This is a genomic window from Novosphingobium organovorum (assembly GCF_022832435.1).
In the GTDB taxonomy this organism is placed as follows: domain Bacteria; phylum Pseudomonadota; class Alphaproteobacteria; order Sphingomonadales; family Sphingomonadaceae; genus Novosphingobium; species Novosphingobium organovorum.
Map to the genome: position 1 here is coordinate 1 of NZ_JALHLF010000076.1, position 18,179 is coordinate 18,179.

Sequence of the window (18,179 nt, forward strand, 5' to 3'; positions counted from 1 at the left end):
CGCTTGTCAATGGGTACCGAAGTTTCCGCAGATGTGGGCGTCCAAAATTCCCTGATCCATGGGTTCGGGTTGGCCGGTGATCAGCCGTATTCGGGATCGGATTTTCCTTTCGTCGGTGGTCGGCCACGGCGTTTTGGCAGCGTCGGATTGAAGGTGGCGGCGTTGCGCACGTTTTCGGGAACAAGCGCGGCATGCTCACGCATGCGATAGCTGGAGCCTTCTATCTGAATGACGACGGCATGGTGCAGCAGCCTGTCGAGCAGCGCGGTGGCGACGACGGGATCGCCGAAGACTTCGCCCCATTGGGCAAAGCCGCGGTTGGAGGTGAGGATCATGGCGCCCTTTTCATAGCGGGCGTTGACCAACTGGAAGAACAGGTTGGCCCCGCCCGGTGTGACCGGCAGGTAGCCGATTTCATCGACGACGAGCAGCGATGCACGAGCCAGGAAGCGGATCTTCTCTCGGAGCGTACCTTCGCGCTCGGCCTTGGCGAGTTGGGCGATGAGATCGGCAAGCGGGATGAAGTAGACGGCCTTGCCTGCACGCACGGCCTCGACTGCGAGCGCGGTTGCAATGTGGCTCTTGCCGGTGCCTGGGGGCCCCAGCAGATGGACGACTTCGGCCCGTTCTATGAAGTCGAGACCGGCCAGCGCCAGGATGCGGTTCTTGTCGAGTGAGGGCTGGAACGAGAAGTCATAGCCAGCCAGCGTCTTCACGACAGGCAGCCGCGCCATGCGCAGGGCGGCCTTGATCCGACGGTTCTCACGTAGCGACAGTTCTTCGCCCAGGAGTTCATCAAGCGCTTCAATGCCATCGATCTGGCCCTGCTCGATGCGGCGCAGGGTTGCATCCAGGATCTCGAGCGCGCGGGGCATCTTGAGGCTGACCAGGCTCCGGCGGATGGAGTCAACGCGCGTGGATGGTGCAATGCCGTTCATGGCCGGCCCTCCGTGGCGAGACTGGCGCCGATGGCTTCGTAGATGGCCAGTGAACGCAACGGCACATGGTCGCCGATCCGGCCGATCATTGTCGCAGGCTGATCCGGCGTTCGCGGCTGCGGCCGTCCGGTGCGGTGGCGCCGGTCAATGCGATATTGCCGACGCCCTTCCAGCACTGGGTGTTCGGCAACGACAACCCCGCGGTCGATCACGCGGATCAGATCGGGGAGTTGCTCGATCTCGACGATCCGCCGTGTCCGGTCAGGCACGCTGTAATAATTGCCGCCGACCGCCACGAGCCCGTCGTGACTGACCCGCCGTTCGAGCTTCAGGATCGCGTTGAAGCGATGGTCCGGCAGATTTTGCAGTTCCTCATGTTCTTCGGCAAAGGCTTCGGCGACGACGCGCTGGGTCGTGCCATGCACGCGGACGTTGGCAACGGTCTCAAGCCAGTCGACAAGCTGGGCGTTGAGCTCTTCCATGTTGCGGAAGGAGCGCCCCAAGAAGAAGTCCTCGCGGATATACCGGAACGGCCGCTCGACCTTCCCCTTGGTCTTCGCCCGATAGGGGCGGCACGCCCTGGGCTGGAAGCGGTAGTGCTTCGCCAGCGCCAGCAGCGAGGCGTTGTAGATGATGTGGCCCTGGTCATCCTCGCCGGTCACCGCCGTCTTCATCCGGTCGTAGAGTATCTCGATCGGCACCCCATCCAGCGCTTCGAAGGCCTGCATATGGCAGCCCAGAAGAGTCTGCAGGTCCTGGTGCAGCACATAGCGGGCAAAGAGGAAGCGGGAGTAGCCCAGTACCAGACTGAACAGCCAGACGATGCGCACCACGCCGGGCTCGTCGGTAAATTCGACGACGAAGCGGGCGAAGTCGACCTGGCCTTGCACGCCGGCCCTGGTCTCGAAGCGAACCTCGTAGGGCCTGGGATCGTGTTCGGGACGGATCGCGGCAAGATAGCGCTTCACCGCGGTATAGGCGCCGGTATAGCCCATCTCCCTGATCTCGCGCGTCAGGCGCGAGGCCGTCAGGTCGGGGAAGGCCGCTACACGTTCGCGCAGGAACTGCATGAAGGGAGCGATCTTACTCGGCCGGCCCGTCGTGCGCGGACCATAAACCGGGACCTCGACGCCCCGTTCAATGTATTTGCGCACGGTCTTGGGATCGCGCCCCGTTCGGCGCGCGATCGCGCTCACCGACAGCCCCTGCCGGTGCAACTCCAGTATCATCATGGCTTCTCCAAGTCGGATCATCGGCGCGGCCTCCCACCAAGAGGTCATCGCGCCGATTTTGGCTTTGCCCAATGGCCCGGGGTTAACCCCGGACCATTGGGCAATCGGGTCCAACAATCAGGGAATTTTCAAAGCCCACTTTTGCGGAGAATTACACGCCCACTGACACCCGCTCGCGCAGGCAACACGCGATCCCGCCGTGATTGCGGGCGATGTCGATGGGCTTTGTTGCGCAAATGCCCGAGGGATTCCGTTCGTGAATCCAGTNGCGCTGGATAAGCTGCAAGCGTGCCTTACGAATTCATGATCGCCGTCACCGCAATTTTGTTATCGGTGTTCGTGGGCGGCTTCCACCCAGGCCCACTTAGGGTAACCTTGATCTTCGGCCTCTGGTTGGCACCGTTTTGGTTTGCGCTGTGGTTCACCGCTAACTACTCCGCCGACATCTCTTCAGAATTCGGGGCATGGTGGGCTTACCTGGCGTTCACTCCATTGATCCTTGCGATCTGGTCTGTCGTGACCCTATTCCCTTTCATGCTTGCCAAACGGCTGCTGGAAATCCAGCGTCAGAATTAATGGTAAACCCGCTGACTGCTAGGCTCGTCAGTAGCGCAAAGCGGATGGTCGGCTTCCTGGGCCGCGATTGCGACCACCAAAGGTCATGCAAGGGCGCTTATCCTCAGCGACTTCAGTGCCGCTGTTCAACGCGCCATGACGGGCCAAGCTCAAATCCGGCATCTGGGCTGACAAGCGGGCCATCCGGCTTGGGAGCGACATAGGGCGCCGGCTCAGTCACCAAGCGTATTCCGTTCAAACCGCGATAATAGCCCGCCAGCAGACGGTTATCGAGCATTGCCTGCAACCAGGCCAGATCATCGGCCATCTGCTTTGCTCCGCGCCCGGCGAGGCAGAAATAGAGGCATCGTTGGAAATCGTCGCATGTCGTCGAAAGGACAGTGGCCAGCCTCGGCTTGCCCCGCGGGTCTTCGGCAAGGACGAGATCCACGAGTTCGCGCAATTCCCTGGTCGCGTAGAAGGCGTCGAACATTTCCATGCCGAGGCACGCGTTTGCGATCATGCGCCGGGTCGGCGAATTGGCTTCGTCCAGCGCGGCATCGCGCAGCTCGATGTCGAGATCGAAAGGGTCGGTGAAGTCGCATTCGGGCATGTCGCACTCACTCCTGGGTTGAAGGGCTCACCTTTTCTCCGCGCAAGGCATCGTAGAGCGTGCTCTTGCCAATCTTGAGTCGCCCTGCCGCCTCGCGAACCGTCAGCCCTTGGGCGATCATGCCCTTGGCTCGGCCGAGCATGGACGGGGACACGACAGGTTTGCGCCCGCCCTTGCGCCCTCGAGCGGCGGCCGCAGCCAGGCCAGCTCGGGTGCGCTCAAGGATCAGGTCCCGTTCGAACTGGCCAAGCGCACCAAACAGATGGAAGACGAGGCGCCCTCCGGCCGTTGTGGTGTCGATCGCCTCGGTGATCGAGCGAAAGCCGACCCCTCGGTTTTCCAACTCGGTCACGCTGCCGATCAGATGCGAAAGCGAGCGCCCCAGGCGATCCAGCTTCCAGACGACCGGCCTGCGCTTCTACAAGAAGCTCACCAGGCATCTCTACATGCATATGAAAGATGAAGCGGCGGTTGGGATCGCATTCGCAGATCCTGTCCCCAATCGGCATGCCTCACTGCATGGGATCGTTTCCTATTCCTCCCCGCAAAGCAGTATCAACGCGATCCTTGCTGCCGACTATCTCCTGCGTGCGATATCGACCATCAAACAGCTCGCGGCTGAGGATGTGGCGGCCGCGCATGACCGCGCTGTCGCGTCGAACTGAAGCGCGGCAATGAATCTTGATCGATATGAAGACGCCGCGTGGCGCGAGATCGCGTGGTATGTCGAACGGCTCCGGGCCGAAGGCGCGGACGCACTGTGGCGTTCGGGCCTCGGGCCGGGATCCACGCCATCCTCGAGGATCGGCACGCGGCGCGGCGCGATTTCATGGGCGCGCGAGCTGCGATGCGGGCACGGACGCTGGCGAGGCACACGGATCCGGTCGAGCGGTATGATTTCCTGATCGCTGCGACCAATTTGGCACGCTGCGCCGCTGCCTGGCTCGATACCGCGTGCCGCCACGGCGTGTCCGCCGGTTATAGGCCGGAACCGCGCTTTATGACTGGGTCGAGATAGTCTTTAATCAGTGCGCGAAAGCGCAATTTCGTCAACGGTCCAGCCCTTTTCGCTTCTCTTTGCATGCAATCACGTAGCTTCAAAAGCCATGGAATTTCTGCTGATAGCACCTCGTCATGATCCCGCAGGTGCCGTTCTCGTAACTCACGAATCAAACGAGATTGAACCCCAACATTCAGTTTGTGCAGCGTGCTGACAAACTCTTTAGGCGGAAGTTTTGCGAAGATCGGCAGCGCACGCATGTGACCTGTCATCACTTGATCGAGCTTGTCAGTTTGCCCCTCCGCGACAGAAATGAGCAGGTCGCGCGCTTCGTCGGCGAATCGTGCCTCCAATGCCTTAAATTCCGCTGCGCGGTAGTAATCAAGTATCTCTCTGAACTCAGGACCGCCCTTCTCAAAGAACTGAAACTGGCCATCGGCCTCAAGTTCATCGATATTTCGAGTGTCAAATTGGAAGTTGGACGGGATGGCACTTAGATTGCGGACATATCTTTTTGCCATATTGATTGCCGATGGCATGGAAAACTTTATAAGCCTAATCTTTGTATAATCTATTAGTAAGTCGAACGCCTGCATAACATCACTTTTCATCGTGAAAGCGCCGCGATCAAATGCCGCCATAAATTCCGTTGCAATTTCATTCGCGGCCTCGTCGGTCAAATTATAAATGGACCGCGCCCTAACGAGCAGAGTTTGTGGATTTTTAGCGCTCGTTGCGAAGTAATGGGAATGATCCAGCGCTGCGCAGACTTCTGTTTTATCGACGTAGCCGTCAATTATGGCTCGAGAAAGCGTGACAAAATCCAAAACAGCGTCCCCGAAATCAATGTAGCTATACCGCTCCGCAACCACGTCTTCTGGTGAATTTTCTTCACGAACATGGCTGAGTAACGCCCTACCGTGAACGTCAAGCAGCCGTTTGACAGCAGCCCCATCCTTTAAATGCCCTGCCCGATGTTCAATGGAAAGCACCAGCAGCACCGACAGAAGTTGAGACATGGCACTTTCATTGAGCCAGTGCTCTGGCGCGAAGTGTTTGGCTACACGCTCGTAGTCCCACAATGCATGCTTTAATATCCGTAGGTTAGCAGTATCGGACGATGCGTGAACATCGAGCACAGTATTCTTGTGCTTCGTCAAATAATCTCGAGCCGTTTTTTCAGCAACACCCTCGAGAAAGCTGTCGTATGCAGTGTCAGCGCTGGATGCGATCCGAAGCGTTTGCCCGATCACCTTTTCTTTGATTTCAGCGTAACGACCATTGGAATCCCGGGAAGGAACTTCCTTTTCATTTGCCAAAATAATGGTCTTGAGGCCGTCGTGCTCCACGAATGAATTGATGTAGCCGAGAATTTGAGGCGCAGGGATGTCGCAACGCTCAAAATCGTCAAAAACGAGCAGTCTATCCTTGGCCTGACCAAGCTCTTTCATTAAATCTAGGTCCGGCACGCTTATATTTGCCGTCACGTCATCCTTGCCATCGCCGTCGTAGTCATATTTCAGAGCGACCTTCAATCCAGACTTTAAGATTGCTCCAGCAATTCGCATGCCTTTTGAGTTAATAAAGGGGTGGAGCTGGACGTATATCTCCTGCCCAATTTGCCGCACGTCAGACATTCCGTTCAGGCTGACATAGAGGTGCTTCGGATAGTCCTTAAGAAACTGTTTGATGAACCAAGTCTTCCCAGCCCCCCACGGCCCGTCCAACAAAACCGCAAAATCGCGTTCGCATTTGGGATCGCAATATTCCTTGAGGTAGGCTTGAGTAGCTCGATTATGCGTCATGACTTTTGACATTTTTCGTAGGGCTCACGGCGAAAGTTATGTGATCTGCTGTGCTCTTAATTGAGATGATGCAATCTTTTTTCAACGCCTTGCCCCCGAAGCCCGTGCTCCAGATGCGCGCACAGCGCGGCCCATTGTTCGGCGGCGGGCGATGCGGGCGAGGATAGGGTCTGACAGCGCACCGAAGTCGAGGAGGTTTGCGACCATGCGGCGGCGGATCTGCAGCCGTCCCTTTGGGGCATCCAGAATGGGAAAGGAGACGGACCGCACATGGGGACGCAAAATTAGCATCTGAGCGGCTTGAAAGGGTCGGGTCCGGAAGGCTTCAAGCTGCTCGGGGTGGGAATGGCAGCCTTGCGCCCAATTAGAGCGGTTTTCGATCAGATTGCATCAGATCGACCGCTCTAGATTCTTGTTTTGTAGCATTTTCTGAAACGTCAGGTGATTCCACCTGACTGGAAAATGCTCTAAGCCGTTCGCCGGCTCATTCGGGTTTCCAGGAAGTGAGATTCTCGGAGTTGACGGCGCTGTGGAAGAGAGCTCGCTTGCCCTTCCTGGCACTGGCCAGCTTAATGAGTACTTGGCATGAATTGCGGAATGCCTCGAAAGCGAGTGTCCGTTGGCAAACGAGTTCATCAATCTTGATCGTACCTTTCACGAACTCCGCCGGCACAAGGGAGAGGCGGACGATTTCGACATTCAGGCAGCGTTCGGATATGGCAAATCCGTCACTTGGGATGCGCTCGTTAACGAGTACCGGGTCATTCTCCTTTCGGAAGCAGGCGCTGGGAAGACGGTGGAGATCCGGCAGGCTGCAAAACGACAGCGCGCCGCCGGCAAATCCGCGTTCTTCCTCCGCCTGGAACATGTTGCCGACGATTTCGACATTGCGTTCGAGGAAGGCTCGCTCGCCGAGTTTGACCAGTGGCTTGGTTCCAATGGTGAGGGGTGGCTTTTCCTCGATTCCGTCGACGAGTCGCGGCTGAAAGAACCGGCGGACTTCAATCGCGCCGTCCGAAAACTGGGACTTCGATTGGCACCGGCGCTGCAACGTGCGCATATTTTCATCAGCAGCCGCGGATCAGCCTGGCGGCCCGTGACCGACCTCAGTTTATGCCGCGACCAGCTCAAATACCAGCCGCCCAAGGAACAGGCCGCCGACGAGGCGTCGGATGGCAAGCCTGCCTCAAGGAAGCGTTTAGCAGTCATTCGCACCGCCGATGAAGAGGTGGAAGATCCGTTCAAACTGGTCGCGCTGGACGATCTGCGCGAGCCGCAGGTCAGGAAGTTCGCCCAGGCAAAGGGCGTCACGGACGTGGACTCGTTCGTCGACTCCGTCGAACGTGCCGATGCGTGGATCATGGCACATCGCCCTCGGGACCTCGAAGAGTTGACCGGCTTTTGGGTCAAGAACGGCCGGGTCGGTAACCGGCTGGAACTGATGCGCGAGTCCCTCGACCAGCGATTGAGCGAACCCGACCAGCGCCGCGATGAAGCGCGCCCGCTATCCAAAGAAAAGGCGCGGGCCGGTGCCCGCCTGTTGGCCGCGGCCGCGACCATGACGCACGAAACGATCATTCGTGTGCCGGACGGCACCCAGAACGCCGTCGGTCTTCCGGTCGCCGATGTACTTAAGGACTGGGGCGCGCCGGACCAGACTACCCTTCTTTTGCGACCGATCTTCGATGAGGCGATTTACGGGACGGTCCGGTTCCACCATCGTACCCAGCGTGAGTACCTCGCGGCGGAATGGTTCGATGGATTACTCAAGCGGGAGACCTCCCGGCGCGAGGTTGAAATGCTCTTTTTCAGAGAGCAGTACGACATAGAGGTCATCACACCGTCCCTCAGGCCAGTGCTGGTGTGGCTGATCTTGCTCGACGAGCGCATGCGCGAACGCGCACTGCGCATCGCGCCGGAATTGATCTTCGAAGGTGGTGAACCCGCCGAGTTGCCACTGGCCACCCGGCGCGAGGTGCTGCGTAAGGTGTGTGCAACGGTGTCGAAGGGCGGCGCCGGGCACAGAATGGATTACGCGGCCGTTCAGCGTTTCGCCAATGCCGACCTCGTGCACGAAATCAAGGCGCTCATCCGGAAATTCGGCACCAGGGATGATCTGCTGTGGATCCTGCTTCGAATGGTTTGGCAGGGACGACTTGCCGAAGCGCTGCCCGAAGCCAAGCAGTACGCGCTCAAGCCAGACGCAGGGAAATATGTTCGCATCGCCGCGATCCGCACTGTTCTGGGTGTCGGGACCGCACAGGATGCGGAGGAAGTGCGAGCCGCGTTCGTTGCCGAGGCGAGGCGCCTCAAGCGGGATTGGCTTGCCGAGCTGGTCAAGAATCTTCCCTACGATCAGGCGTCGGTCGACTGGCTGCTGAGTGCCCTGGCAAAGACAGAGCCCAAGCCCGAGTTCAGCACCGACGGTCTCGGCGAAGCCATTTCGGAGTTCGTATGCGCCGCCCCGATCGACCTGCTTGCCAACCTAGTCACCGGAATCGTTGCGCTTATTTCCAAGCGGCCGATCATCGAACGACACAACTACGAGATTTCGCAGCGCCATGGCTGGCTGCTCAAACGTGCCGCGCAGGCGGTGGAACGGCTGATCGAAGCACGCCACCTCGCAGCGCTCGGACAGGACTGCCTGTCCGTCTTGCAGAAGCTGCCCTCGGCGAGTGATTATCACGACTGGGACCTGCGCGATATTCGGTCGAGGATCCCCGAGCTCGTGCCCGCATGGGTAGAACTGAACGACACCCTGTTTTGGTACCACGTAAAATTGACCCGCCGCCGGCAGAGCAAGAATCGTGACGCGCGCCTCACGGACTTCTGGCCCGCCTACTGGAAATCCTACTGCCGTTTCCCCCCCGACGCTTTCGACCGCATCAAAGCCCAGATCAGAGCCAAGAGAGGCGATGACCGGCTGGTCGCACTCAGCCTCGCGTTTCAGCTCTACCGAGACGCAGGCAAACCGGCGAGATGGCGGAATCAGTTGAAGGCTGTCTGCAAGAGAAGTCCTGCCCTCACGATCAAGCTTCGCGAGTTGCTCCACCCGCCGCCGCCGAGCGCCGAGGCGAAGAGCTGGCAGCGTCAGGAAGCGCAGTGGAAACGCCGTGACAAGGAACGCCGACAGCGCATCGAGGAGAACAAGGCAGAGTGGAGAACCCACCTGGCGGCGAACGTCCAGAAGCTCCGTGATCCCGGGCTGCCCAAGCCGCAGGACATCTCCAACGATCAATTTTACATGCATGAAAAGCTGCGCAAACTGGGCGACCGGTCTAACCATTGGACGCATGGTGACTGGCACCTGCTCGAGATTGAGTTCGATGAAAGCATCGCTCGCGCCTTCCGCGATGGTGTCGTCAGCTATTGGCGCCGCTACCAACCGGCACTCTTGTCGGACCCAAAAGGCAAGGACTCGACGACCTTCGCGACGATCTTCGGCCTGACGGGGATCGAGATTGAAGCAACGGAAACGCCAGCTTGGCCGAGCACGCTGACTGTGGCCGATGCCGAAACGGCGTTCCGTTACGGGATGAACGAGCTGAACGGCTTTCCCGAATGGTTTCCCGGTCTCTACGCTGCCTTCCCGCAGCGGATCACGGAGTTGTTGCTCGTCGAGATCGACTACGAGTTGCGCACGGGGACGGCTGAGCGGGAAAGCCACTATGTGATCTATGACCTGAGCTGGCACGGCGAATGGTCCGACGACACGATCGCGCCCGCCATCCTTGAGCGGCTTGCCCGGAAAGAACTAAAAAGCATCGGGACGCTCGGTTACCTGCTAACGATCGTCAACCGGGCAGGGGTCAGCGACAGCGCGCTGGCGGCGCTTGCCGAGAAGAAGGTCCGCCAGAAGGTGCTCGATCACGCCGCAGCATGGTACGCGGTCTGGGCGGGCGTCGAACCTGGGCGGGCGATCGAATCGATCCGGCTCAGGTTCGATAAGCTTAAAAGCAAACCGCAGCGGGTCCAGTTCGCCATGCAATTCGCTTCGCAACTGGTCGGTGACCGACACGACAAATCCGTTGTCCGGCAGGCCTATCGAACGCCGAGCCACCTGCGCGACCTCATTATCCTGATGCACCAGCACATCGAGGAGAAAGACGATATTGAGCGCGCCGGAAAGGGCGCGTATTCGCCCGGGCTCCGCGACAACGCGCAGGACGCGCGCAACCATCTGTTCGGCTTGCTCAAGGAGATTCCCGGAAAGGAAGCGTTCCTGGCCATTCAGGACTTGTCGCGGCGTCACCCGGTCGAAAGTACGCGACCTTGGATGGCCCACCACGCCAAGAGCAAGGCGGAAACGGAAGCAGACCTGAGCCCTTGGACCGTCGCGCAAGTCAATGATTTCAATGAGCGGCTGGAGAGGACGCCGCGCAATCACCGCGAGCTTTGGGAGCTTGGCGTCCTGCGCATGCTCGACCTCAAGGCCAAGCTCGAGGATGGTGACAGCAGCGTCGCAGACATTCTGAAAACCGTCAGCGAAGAAATACAGATGCGCAAATATATCGGCGATTGGCTGCGCGACAGCTCGCACGGCCGTTACTCGATTCCTCAGGAGGAGGAGTTCGCCGACGCGAAACGCTCGGACCTGCGGTTCCATGGTGCCGGCTTTGATGCGCCGGTGCCCCTCGAACTCAAGCTCGCTGATAACTGGACAGGACCGAAGCTTTTTGAACGGCTCGAGACGCAGTTATGCGGCGACTACCTGCGGGATGACCGATCGAATCGCGGCATGTTTGTGCTCGTGTACCGTGGGCAAAAATCTACGTGGGAGGTGCCAGGCCGCGACAGTGTCGACTTCAACGGTCTCGTGGATGCCCTGCACCATCATTGGCTGACTATCTCGGACAATCTCGCAGGCGTGGACGACGTCAAGGTGATCGGAATCGACCTAACCAGGAGGAGTCGCTAGCCCGCCAGCATGGGCGCTTACCGTTCGTCAGCTTTCGCTCACCATGCATCCAAAGCGGATCGCCGGCTTTCGACCCGTCTTGCAAATCAAGGATGGGAAAGCTGCCCGTCCGCACCGGGGAGGCAAAATTTAGGGGCTGAGCGACTGACAAGGGTCGAATTACTCCGCGCGCTGATTGAGGCCGTTTCGGACGGTCTGGATCTCGTTCTCAAGGTGGTTGCCGCGGTAGACGAATGAAGTTTCGTGCCGGGTGTATTTTCCTTTCCGATCCGCACTCAACCAATTGAACGATCCGGCGCACAGGAGGTTCTTGTCAACCGTCACGATCTTGCTGTGCAGCTTTGGAACCCTGTGCATCGCGACCCCGATTTCCGCAAGTCTGTGTTCGACCGCTTCCATCTGGCTGAGCCCGCCCGCCGCGGGGCCGGTGTTTAGCAAAGGGTCGGAAAAGACTTCGATTTCGGCGCCGCGCTGGCGTGCTGTCGCCATGGCATCCAGCAGTCCGCTCCTCTCGATGGTTCCCGCGATGACCCAGGGGCTGACGATCATGTATCTGCGACCTTCGCCTTTCAAGGCGTCCAGCAAGAAGGCGTCGTGCTCGGCGGCCTGCTGCAGCATCTCGATACTTGCCTTCCCCCGTGTCAGGTCTTCACGGGGTTCCATGGCAAAATCCAGCGTCTTGCCTTTCGCTGCCAGGAATTCCGACAGCAAAGCACGCGGCGAACCGCTACGGGCCGTGGCAAGAACATCCATGTCGCCAAAGACTAGGCAACTGTCCTTGGCGCGCGAGACCGTCACGTTCAGCATGCTGGGCGAAACGTCGATGAACCCTCCATCGGCGTGTTTTGAATAAGCGGGCGAGAAGATCACGACGGGCCTTTCAGCCCCTTGCAGCGCGTGAACGGTGCCGATGGTCATCCCATCGCGTCCCGAGACGGTGATGCCATGCGCGGTACAGGCGTCGCGAATGGCACGCACTTGCTGACCAAACGGCGTGACAACCCCGACAACCTGCTCCAACGGACGACCGTAGCGACCTTCGAGCAAGGCGCGGCTATCCTCGAGCCAGGCGGCGATGGTGCGGGCCTCGACAGGGTTAGCGCGGCTTCCAGCACGTGTGAAGGCACGACCTTCGACATGCAGATAGCCAAGCGCAGGAAGCGGCGCGTCCGCCGGTACCGGGCCACGCATCGGGCGCAGTTTGCCCTTATAGCACAAGGCGTTACTGAATTCGATGATTTCGTCATGGCAACGGCGATGCTCGAAAAGGTAGAGCCCACGGTCCAATTGAGGCCACGGGGAGATCTTGCACGCCTGTTGTGCGAGGCGCATGGCGCTGCCGCTTGTCGACCGGATACCGCTGAGAGTGAGCGCGCCCGGCACCTCCTCACCATCGGTCAATCCGCTGTCTTTCAGATTGCCGATATCAACCGGTCCGGGCACGGCCGAGATCGGCTCGATCTGCTGAGTGTCGCCGATGACCAGCGCCCGTTTGGCCAGGGCAAAAGATGAGCCGGCAACCTCGGGCAGGACCTGCCCGGCCTCGTCGACGATCAGGAGGTCAATGAAGTTGTGCAGGCTGTCCTTCGCGAATTTGCCGCCCTGGTACCGGCTGCAGGACAATTTCCCAGGCAGGCTGGCGAAGGTGGTCACGGCACACGGAGTCAGCATCATCCTGCGCTTCCAGCGCGCCTCGACCGCCTTGCGTCCGGTCTTTTCATGCGACGTGGTGATCGTGCCGAGATCTGCCTCCATCGCCATGAGCCAGCGCCCTTCCCAGTAATGGGTTGCGAGCAGGAAGAGGTCGAAACGCGTCCCGATGTCCGCCTGCGTTTCCAATTCATCCAGGTCCTCCGACCCTGCGAAGCTCTCTTTGGCGTCGCGCCATGCGATTTCGCCGGCCACGGCCTGCTGCCTCAGACGTTCGGCACGCGACAGGCTCTGCTCGGCGGTGGACAGGGCCTTCTTGCGGTCTCTCAGGGCATCCATGATGCGCGTTTCCATATCCTCGACGCGGACCACGTCCTGCACCAGGTCCAAATCCTCACCGATGGCCTGCCGCGCCCGCCACACGCGCTTGCGTCTGACCGAGGGCAAGGACCCGAAAAGGCCGACAAGCCACGGTTCCGAGGCGAGATATTGAGTAAGGGCCATCTGCAACGCCGTCAGTTGATCGACCTCTTTGCGCTTTACTGCGACTGTATTTGCTCGGCGCGCTTGCTCCGCATCCGGGTCACCCCCAAGCTCTGCCAGAAGTGCGGCAGCGCAAGATTTGCGGCGGTCCAGCGCCGTATCAAGGTTTCGGAGCTTCGCGACCTCCTCGGCAATTCCCTGCCTGAGCCTTTCGACAAACCCGGCGACATCCGTCCTTACGGCCCCCGGAAAGGCCTTGCCCGCGGCTTCCAGCCAAGCGACTCTGGCGCGGTCAACGTAAGCAAGAGACTCGCATTCCGCCTGAAAAGCCTCCGTCTGGTAACGCTGCGCGGCTTCCATGCGCCGGGAATGCGACGGCAGGTACATCCCGAAGCTCTGGATATCCGGCAACCAGCGTCCGGCGAACACACCTTCGCCCACCGCGAAATCCTTGCCGAAGGCGTCGATGATGTTGGTGACCGCCTGATTGTTGGAGGACGCCGCCACGATCAGCGGCGGATCGCCTCCGTCGAGCGCGGCTTTCACCCATAGCCCTGCCACGGCCGACAGCAGCATGGTCGTCTTGCCGGTCCCAGGCGGCCCGTTCACCGCGATCACCTCGCCGGGCTGCGCGGCATCGAGCCATGCCAAGACTTGCCGCTGATGTTCGGCCAGCGGGAATTTCGGATTCGAATGCCCAAGACGCCGGACGAATGCCCGCTCGATGGAGGTATCCGGCGTCCTTTCGGAGATGACGGGGCAGGCGATCTGGCGCAGAAGCGGCGTATCGGGCTGCTCAGCCAGCAGGCTGTCGTAGAGATCCAACATACCTCGCACCGTTGCATCGGCGCCTTCCGACACTTCGATGAAGCCGCTACGGTTCGGCAGATATTCGGTTTCGTCCGAGGGCCAGCCCGGCGACAAGGCATCCACCATCTGGCGGCAATGCCGGCGATAGTCCTGCCAGGCGTCGGCAGTCGTCATTTCCGGCATGGGGTTCGTCGTCAGGAATGCGTCAAGGGCCTCCACCGATCCAAGGGCAAAGGCCCCGCGAGGCAAGGGGGTAAGGAGATCGCGCGCAATGGCATTGCGCATCGGCACGAGCCGGCCCGCCCGATCGACAAAGCCCACTGTAACCACCGGAGCGACAATCTCCGGCATGCCATCCGCGCGCGAGGCAGCGTGCGAGCCCCTCCTTGCCGTCACCAGGGGCCAGAAGCGAACCGAAACAGTGCCAGCGCCATCCACGCCACGGAACAGCGTCTGCACAAGTTGTGCTGGCAGGCGTCCCGTCTTGAGTGCCTCGTTCGGCAGTTCCAAAAAGCGCTTTCGATCCGCCTCCCGAAAAGTCCCCTTGCCGATGGCGCCATCTGCAAGGGATGTCCGCCAATACCGAAGGACGTTGGAAAGGGATGGAGACATGAAGAACGGCCTTGGTGCGATTTTTCGAACACAAAAGATGAGCTTTCGCTTAAAATTCGCCCATATTTTGCCGGATTATTGACGGTTCGTAAAAAGGAGATCAAGTGACGCTCTCACTATTACGAGCCCGATTCAAAAGTTCCTCAGGCTTAGAAATACCTTGCGGTTCTGCGGATGAGCATGCGGATAGAAGCGATCATGGCCCAAAGCGGTTAGAGCTTCCCAGTCCTTTGCGAGGCGCCAACACCGTCCCGGCCAGGCGAAGGTGCGCTATCTCTCGCAAGGACANGGCCCAAAGCGGTTAGAGCTTCCCAGTCCTTTGCGAGGCGCCAACACCGTCCCGGCCAGGCGAAGGTGCGCTATCTCTCGCAAGGACAGCGTGAATCATAACATACTGGTATTGCTAAACAATTTTTAGATCTAACTCTAAGTCAATGACTTGATTTGGTCGACACCTGCCGGGATAGCTGCCGATCCGCACTTGGGCTTCGAATTTTGACGGCTGAACGTCAAGAATGAGGCGAACCATTATGCCTGACGGCTTCGGAATTCAGGGTTACCCACTCAACCTTCAAGTCATGCGCCCCCTTGCGCGGGCACAACTAACTTCCGCACCGGAAGCACCTTGCGACTGAACTTAGAATTCAGATAATCCAGTCGAACCACCGCGACCGGAGCGATGAAACATGTCCCATAATTCCAGTCACAAGGGGAATGAACAGACGCGACTAATCCCTCCCGCTTTCCTCGGTTTTTCCAGAAAGCAAGCGGCTGAAATAGAGGTCATTTTCCAGAAATTCGAACAGCAGGCCCCTGCCGAACGGATAGCCGCGCAACTCCGCTATTTCATTGCATCGCAACAGGAGGCGATTGAGGAACCGAAGCCCCTTCCGAATGCCGCTGCCAGTTCGAAAATTCAACAAAGGGCATGTGCGCAGAAAATTCAGAAGCTCGCCGAAGAGCTGCAGAAATTAATGCGCCAAGCAGGAGAGCCAACATTTGCGATCCTCGACCCTGGCGACCTCAGGTCTAATATTATCGGAAGCCTCGCCTTGACTGGCTGGACCAGGCGGGAACAGGATATTTGCATGCAGAGCGATGCCGAATGGCTTTCTTACATTGAGACGGGCACTAGCGCATTCAACGCCATCGACCATGGACTGGAACACCTCGCCAAGGCAGCCAGTAAGTGGCTCACCTACTTTGATATGGAGCAAGGCCGCCCCCCTTCCCTGTTACATGAGCTGATTTGCCAAGTAGTCCTTGCATGTGAAAGCTTACTCCCCCGGAGCGATTCAGGAAAATTGCCGGCAAGCTACAAACCTGCGGCCCCGAACTCAGTCGTATGCAGAACCTTGGCCATTGCGCTTGAGGCTCTCGACTGGGAAGCTCCCGCGAACCTACCGCAGGCAGTCCGGCGAGCGCTTGAGTTGCAAGATAAATTTTGGGCCAAGCTTGAAGCCCACGCAAATGCAGCACAGGGATTCAATGACCACAAATAATCAGATTTGCGCCAGAATTATGGTCAGCATCTCTTGATGCATCACCAGAATTTGACGCTAATAGACATAGCCGTTCAACTTTTTCGAAGGACGGTTCCATGCGCAGAAACGAAAATCCGGTTCCCCTCGCTTATTCCGTTCGTGACGCAGCAATCGTCACGAGCCTGAGCCGGCCTCGGATATACCAGCTCATTGCCGAGGGTAAGATCGAGACCCGCAAACTCGGTCGGCGCACTATTGTGCTTGCCGAAAGTCTGCGCAGACTTGTCGAAGAAGGCTGCTAAAGGATGAGCCAGGCAGCCCGCGCAAGCCAATCGGATATCAAGCGAGCAGTCACTGCTGTCGCAGCTGCTGGACTGCCCATCGCCAAAGTGACTGTCGATAGAGACGGCAACATCGCCATCTACTCGACAGTCACAGAAACCGAAGGAAAGCCCTCAGGATGGGAAGACGTGGAAGACCGAAGCTGAACCTATTGCTTCCGCAATACGTCAGCCAATTCGTTGACCGCCATGGACGAAGCCGATTCCGCTTCAGGCGAACCGGGTGGGCGCCAAAATACGCTCAGCACGAGCCTGGTACAGTCGAATTTACCCAAGAATACAGGACCTGGCAGGATCGAGGCAAAATATCCATGGCCCAAGCCGGCATCATCCCTGGGTCGTTCGACGACCTCATTGTCAGGTTCTACGAAAGCCGCAACTGGAAAGAGATCAGAGCCTCCACCCGAGAACAGTACCGTGGCCAGTTGGACCGTTTTCGGAAGCAGCATGGGCATCGCCCGGTCGCGACAGTCCGTACTCGGCATATCCAGATAATTCTCGATGGCATGATCGAAACTCCTGTTGCCGCAAACAATCTACGCAAACGCTTAAAACAGCTTATGAATTTTGCGATCAGCGAGGAATTTCGTACGGATAATCCGGTTCTTGCGACACGCGCACTGAAGGTGCGAAGTGCTGGCTTTCCGGATTGGAGCGAAGAGGACATTGCGCGTTTCGAAGCCACACACGAAATCGGTAGCAAAGCGCGAGTGGCGTTCGACCTTGCGCTTTTCACAGCTCAGCGGAAGGCTGACATCCGCTTGATGGGGCCTTCAGATATCGTACGTGGCAAAATCAAGGTCAGACAGGAGAAGACAGAGAAGGAACTCCTAATTCCCTTGCATCCGTGCCTTGCAGCCTCACTTATGAAAATTCCCGGCAGCCAGGAAACTTTCATTCAGAACAACAAGGGTCAGCCTTACACTATCGATAGCTTTGGGATGTGGTTCAAGCGACGATGCCTCGAAGCTGGCATCAAGGGTAAATCCATGCACGGCTTACGAAAATCTGCAGCCCGGCGCTTGGCTGAAGTTGGCCTTTCAAACCAGATAATTAAATCGATCACCGGCCACTCTAGCGATGCAGAAGTCGCCCGCTATACTGCTGGTGCGCGGCAGGCACGCATGGCCGAAACCGGAATCGGAGCGCTTGATTTGGCTAACCTGACCGCGTAGTTTTGTCTAACCAACCCGGAGGTTCTTGAAAATGCACCACATATTGAATGTTGTGGTGAGCCCTGCTGGGTTCGAACCAGCGACCTACTGATTAAAAGTCAGTTGCTCTACCGACTGAGCTAAGGGCCCCCGAAGCCGCTGTGCGGTTTTGGTGGAGGGTCACCTAAGGGCATGACGGGGCTTGGTCAAGCGCGCGTGTAGCTGGTTTAGCGTCAAACCTGTGAGTGGATCGCGCCAGCGGCCCGCAATGCGGCTGGCCGGGGCCAGCACGAAGGCACGTTCGCGGAAGGCCGGGTGCGGGAGGACGAGGCAGGTTTCGTCGTCATCCTGGGCAAAGCTGCCTCCGTTCCACAGCACGATATCGAGGTCGAGTACGCGCGACTGCCAGGCCTGCCCGCGGCGACGACGGCCGAATTCGTTTTCGATCGCGGCGAGCCGGGCCAGCATCGCGGGCGGCTCAAGGCCGCTTTCGACGAGCGCCACGGCGTTGACGTACCGCCGGCGCGAGGGGCCGAGCGGCGGCGTCTCGATCCGCGGCGAGACGGCGACGACCTGGCCCGTCC

General features: G+C 59.0%; 13 protein-coding genes, 1 tRNA gene and 2 pseudogenes. 7 read left to right on the forward strand and 9 right to left on the reverse strand.

All coding sequences use genetic code 11. The features are described 5' to 3' along the window. Nucleotides 1–80 precede the first annotated feature (80 nt). Complete coding sequence (istB, locus tag MTR62_RS15475) at nt 81–938, reverse strand: IS21-like element helper ATPase IstB (RefSeq protein ID WP_244022556.1); 858 nt, start codon at nt 936–938, stop codon at nt 81–83. Then, nucleotides 935–2,191, reverse strand: coding sequence for an IS21 family transposase (gene istA / locus MTR62_RS15480; RefSeq protein WP_244022577.1), 1,257 nt, complete (start codon nt 2,189–2,191; stop codon nt 935–937). Before istA ends, istB begins: the two co-directional genes overlap by 4 nt. A 267-nt stretch (nt 2,192–2,458) precedes the next feature. Here istA and MTR62_RS15485 point away from each other — a divergent pair, with 267 nt between their 5' ends. After that, on the forward strand, nt 2,459–2,746 hold the full coding sequence (locus MTR62_RS15485) for a hypothetical protein (RefSeq protein ID WP_244022558.1): 288 nt from the start codon (nt 2,459–2,461) through the stop codon (nt 2,744–2,746). A gap of 112 nt (nt 2,747–2,858) precedes the next feature. Here MTR62_RS15485 and MTR62_RS15490 read toward each other — a convergent pair whose 3' ends face one another. Together MTR62_RS15490 and MTR62_RS15495 are read right to left on the reverse strand one after the other, a co-directional pair. Beyond that, nucleotides 2,859–3,338 (reverse strand): hypothetical protein, encoded by a 480-nt coding sequence (locus MTR62_RS15490; protein ID WP_244022560.1) that lies wholly within the window; start codon nt 3,336–3,338, stop codon nt 2,859–2,861. Between the two features lie 7 nt (nt 3,339–3,345). Further along, nucleotides 3,346–3,744, reverse strand: a pseudogene (locus MTR62_RS15495) (recombinase family protein); the annotation flags it as partial. Nucleotides 3,745–3,784: 40 nt separating this feature from the next. On the opposite strand from MTR62_RS15495, the gene MTR62_RS15500 reads away from it, so the two are divergent. Next, on the forward strand, nt 3,785–4,003 hold the full coding sequence (locus tag MTR62_RS15500; protein ID WP_244022562.1) for a hypothetical protein: 219 nt from the start codon (nt 3,785–3,787) through the stop codon (nt 4,001–4,003). Between the two features lie 313 nt (nt 4,004–4,316). Here the strand turns inward: MTR62_RS15500 and MTR62_RS15505 are convergent, their stop codons facing one another. Then, nucleotides 4,317–6,143, reverse strand: coding sequence for a P-loop NTPase fold protein (locus MTR62_RS15505; protein WP_244022564.1), 1,827 nt, complete (start codon nt 6,141–6,143; stop codon nt 4,317–4,319). A 619-nt stretch (nt 6,144–6,762) separates the two neighbouring features. Here MTR62_RS15505 and MTR62_RS15510 point away from each other — a divergent pair. Beyond that, entirely contained in the window at nt 6,763–11,061 is a 4,299-nt protein-coding gene (locus MTR62_RS15510) for an NACHT domain-containing protein (protein WP_244022566.1), read from the forward strand. Nucleotides 11,062–11,220: 159 nt separating this feature from the next. Here MTR62_RS15510 and MTR62_RS15515 read toward each other — a convergent pair whose 3' ends face one another. Together MTR62_RS15515 and MTR62_RS15520 are read right to left on the reverse strand one after the other, a co-directional pair. Further along, nucleotides 11,221–14,616 carry an AAA domain-containing protein gene (locus MTR62_RS15515; protein ID WP_244022568.1) on the reverse strand — a complete coding sequence of 1,132 codons (3,396 nt, stop codon included), beginning with the start codon at nt 14,614–14,616 and terminating at the stop codon, nt 11,221–11,223. Between the two features lie 149 nt (nt 14,617–14,765). Further along, nucleotides 14,766–14,886 (reverse strand): annotated as a pseudogene (locus tag MTR62_RS15520) (IS5/IS1182 family transposase); the annotation flags it as partial. A gap of 416 nt (nt 14,887–15,302) precedes the next feature. On the opposite strand from MTR62_RS15520, the gene MTR62_RS15525 reads away from it, so the two are divergent. From MTR62_RS15525 to MTR62_RS15535, 4 genes are all read left to right on the forward strand, one after another. Continuing rightward, entirely contained in the window at nt 15,303–16,118 is an 816-nt protein-coding gene (locus MTR62_RS15525; protein WP_244022570.1) for a hypothetical protein, read from the forward strand. 98 nt (nt 16,119–16,216) lie between these two features. Next, nucleotides 16,217–16,402 carry a helix-turn-helix domain-containing protein gene (locus tag MTR62_RS21515; RefSeq protein WP_327194421.1) on the forward strand — a complete coding sequence of 62 codons (186 nt, stop codon included), beginning with the start codon at nt 16,217–16,219 and terminating at the stop codon, nt 16,400–16,402. A 3-nt stretch (nt 16,403–16,405) separates the two neighbouring features. After that, nucleotides 16,406–16,588, forward strand: a complete 183-nt coding sequence (locus tag MTR62_RS15530; RefSeq protein ID WP_244022572.1) for a hypothetical protein — start codon at nt 16,406–16,408, stop codon at nt 16,586–16,588. A 164-nt stretch (nt 16,589–16,752) separates the two neighbouring features. Continuing rightward, the gene (locus tag MTR62_RS15535) at nt 16,753–17,616 is read left to right on the forward strand and encodes a tyrosine-type recombinase/integrase (protein ID WP_244022573.1); all 864 of its coding nucleotides are present in this window, start codon (nt 16,753–16,755) and stop codon (nt 17,614–17,616) included. Nucleotides 17,617–17,669: 53 nt separating this feature from the next. On the opposite strand, the gene MTR62_RS15540 is transcribed toward MTR62_RS15535, so the two are convergent. Continuing rightward, nucleotides 17,670–17,745: transfer RNA gene (locus tag MTR62_RS15540), tRNA-Lys, on the reverse strand. A 30-nt stretch (nt 17,746–17,775) separates the two neighbouring features. Further along, nucleotides 17,776–18,179 (reverse strand): 2-amino-4-hydroxy-6-hydroxymethyldihydropteridine diphosphokinase (folK, locus tag MTR62_RS15545; protein ID WP_244022575.1); only part of this gene is annotated, 404 nt, incomplete at its 5' end.

What these genes read in the sequence shown, in the direction of transcription:
- MTR62_RS15530 (WP_244022572.1), top strand. Translation starts at nt 16,406, where the DNA reads ATGAGCCAGGCAGCCCGCGCAAGCCAATCGGATATCAAGCGAGCAGTC.
- istA (WP_244022577.1), bottom strand. Translation starts at nt 2,191, where the DNA reads ATGATCCGACTTGGAGAAGCCATGATGATACTGGAGTTGCACCGGCAG.
- MTR62_RS15500 (WP_244022562.1), top strand. Translation starts at nt 3,785, where the DNA reads ATGCATATGAAAGATGAAGCGGCGGTTGGGATCGCATTCGCAGATCCT.
- MTR62_RS15490 (WP_244022560.1), bottom strand. Translation starts at nt 3,338, where the DNA reads ATGCCCGAATGCGACTTCACCGACCCTTTCGATCTCGACATCGAGCTG.
- MTR62_RS15505 (WP_244022564.1), bottom strand. Translation starts at nt 6,143, where the DNA reads ATGACGCATAATCGAGCTACTCAAGCCTACCTCAAGGAATATTGCGAT.
- MTR62_RS21515 (WP_327194421.1), top strand. Translation starts at nt 16,217, where the DNA reads ATGCGCAGAAACGAAAATCCGGTTCCCCTCGCTTATTCCGTTCGTGAC.
- MTR62_RS15525 (WP_244022570.1), top strand. Translation starts at nt 15,303, where the DNA reads ATGTCCCATAATTCCAGTCACAAGGGGAATGAACAGACGCGACTAATC.
- MTR62_RS15535 (WP_244022573.1), top strand. Translation starts at nt 16,753, where the DNA reads ATGGCCCAAGCCGGCATCATCCCTGGGTCGTTCGACGACCTCATTGTC.
- istB (WP_244022556.1), bottom strand. Translation starts at nt 938, where the DNA reads ATGAACGGCATTGCACCATCCACGCGCGTTGACTCCATCCGCCGGAGC.
- MTR62_RS15515 (WP_244022568.1), bottom strand. Translation starts at nt 14,616, where the DNA reads ATGTCTCCATCCCTTTCCAACGTCCTTCGGTATTGGCGGACATCCCTT.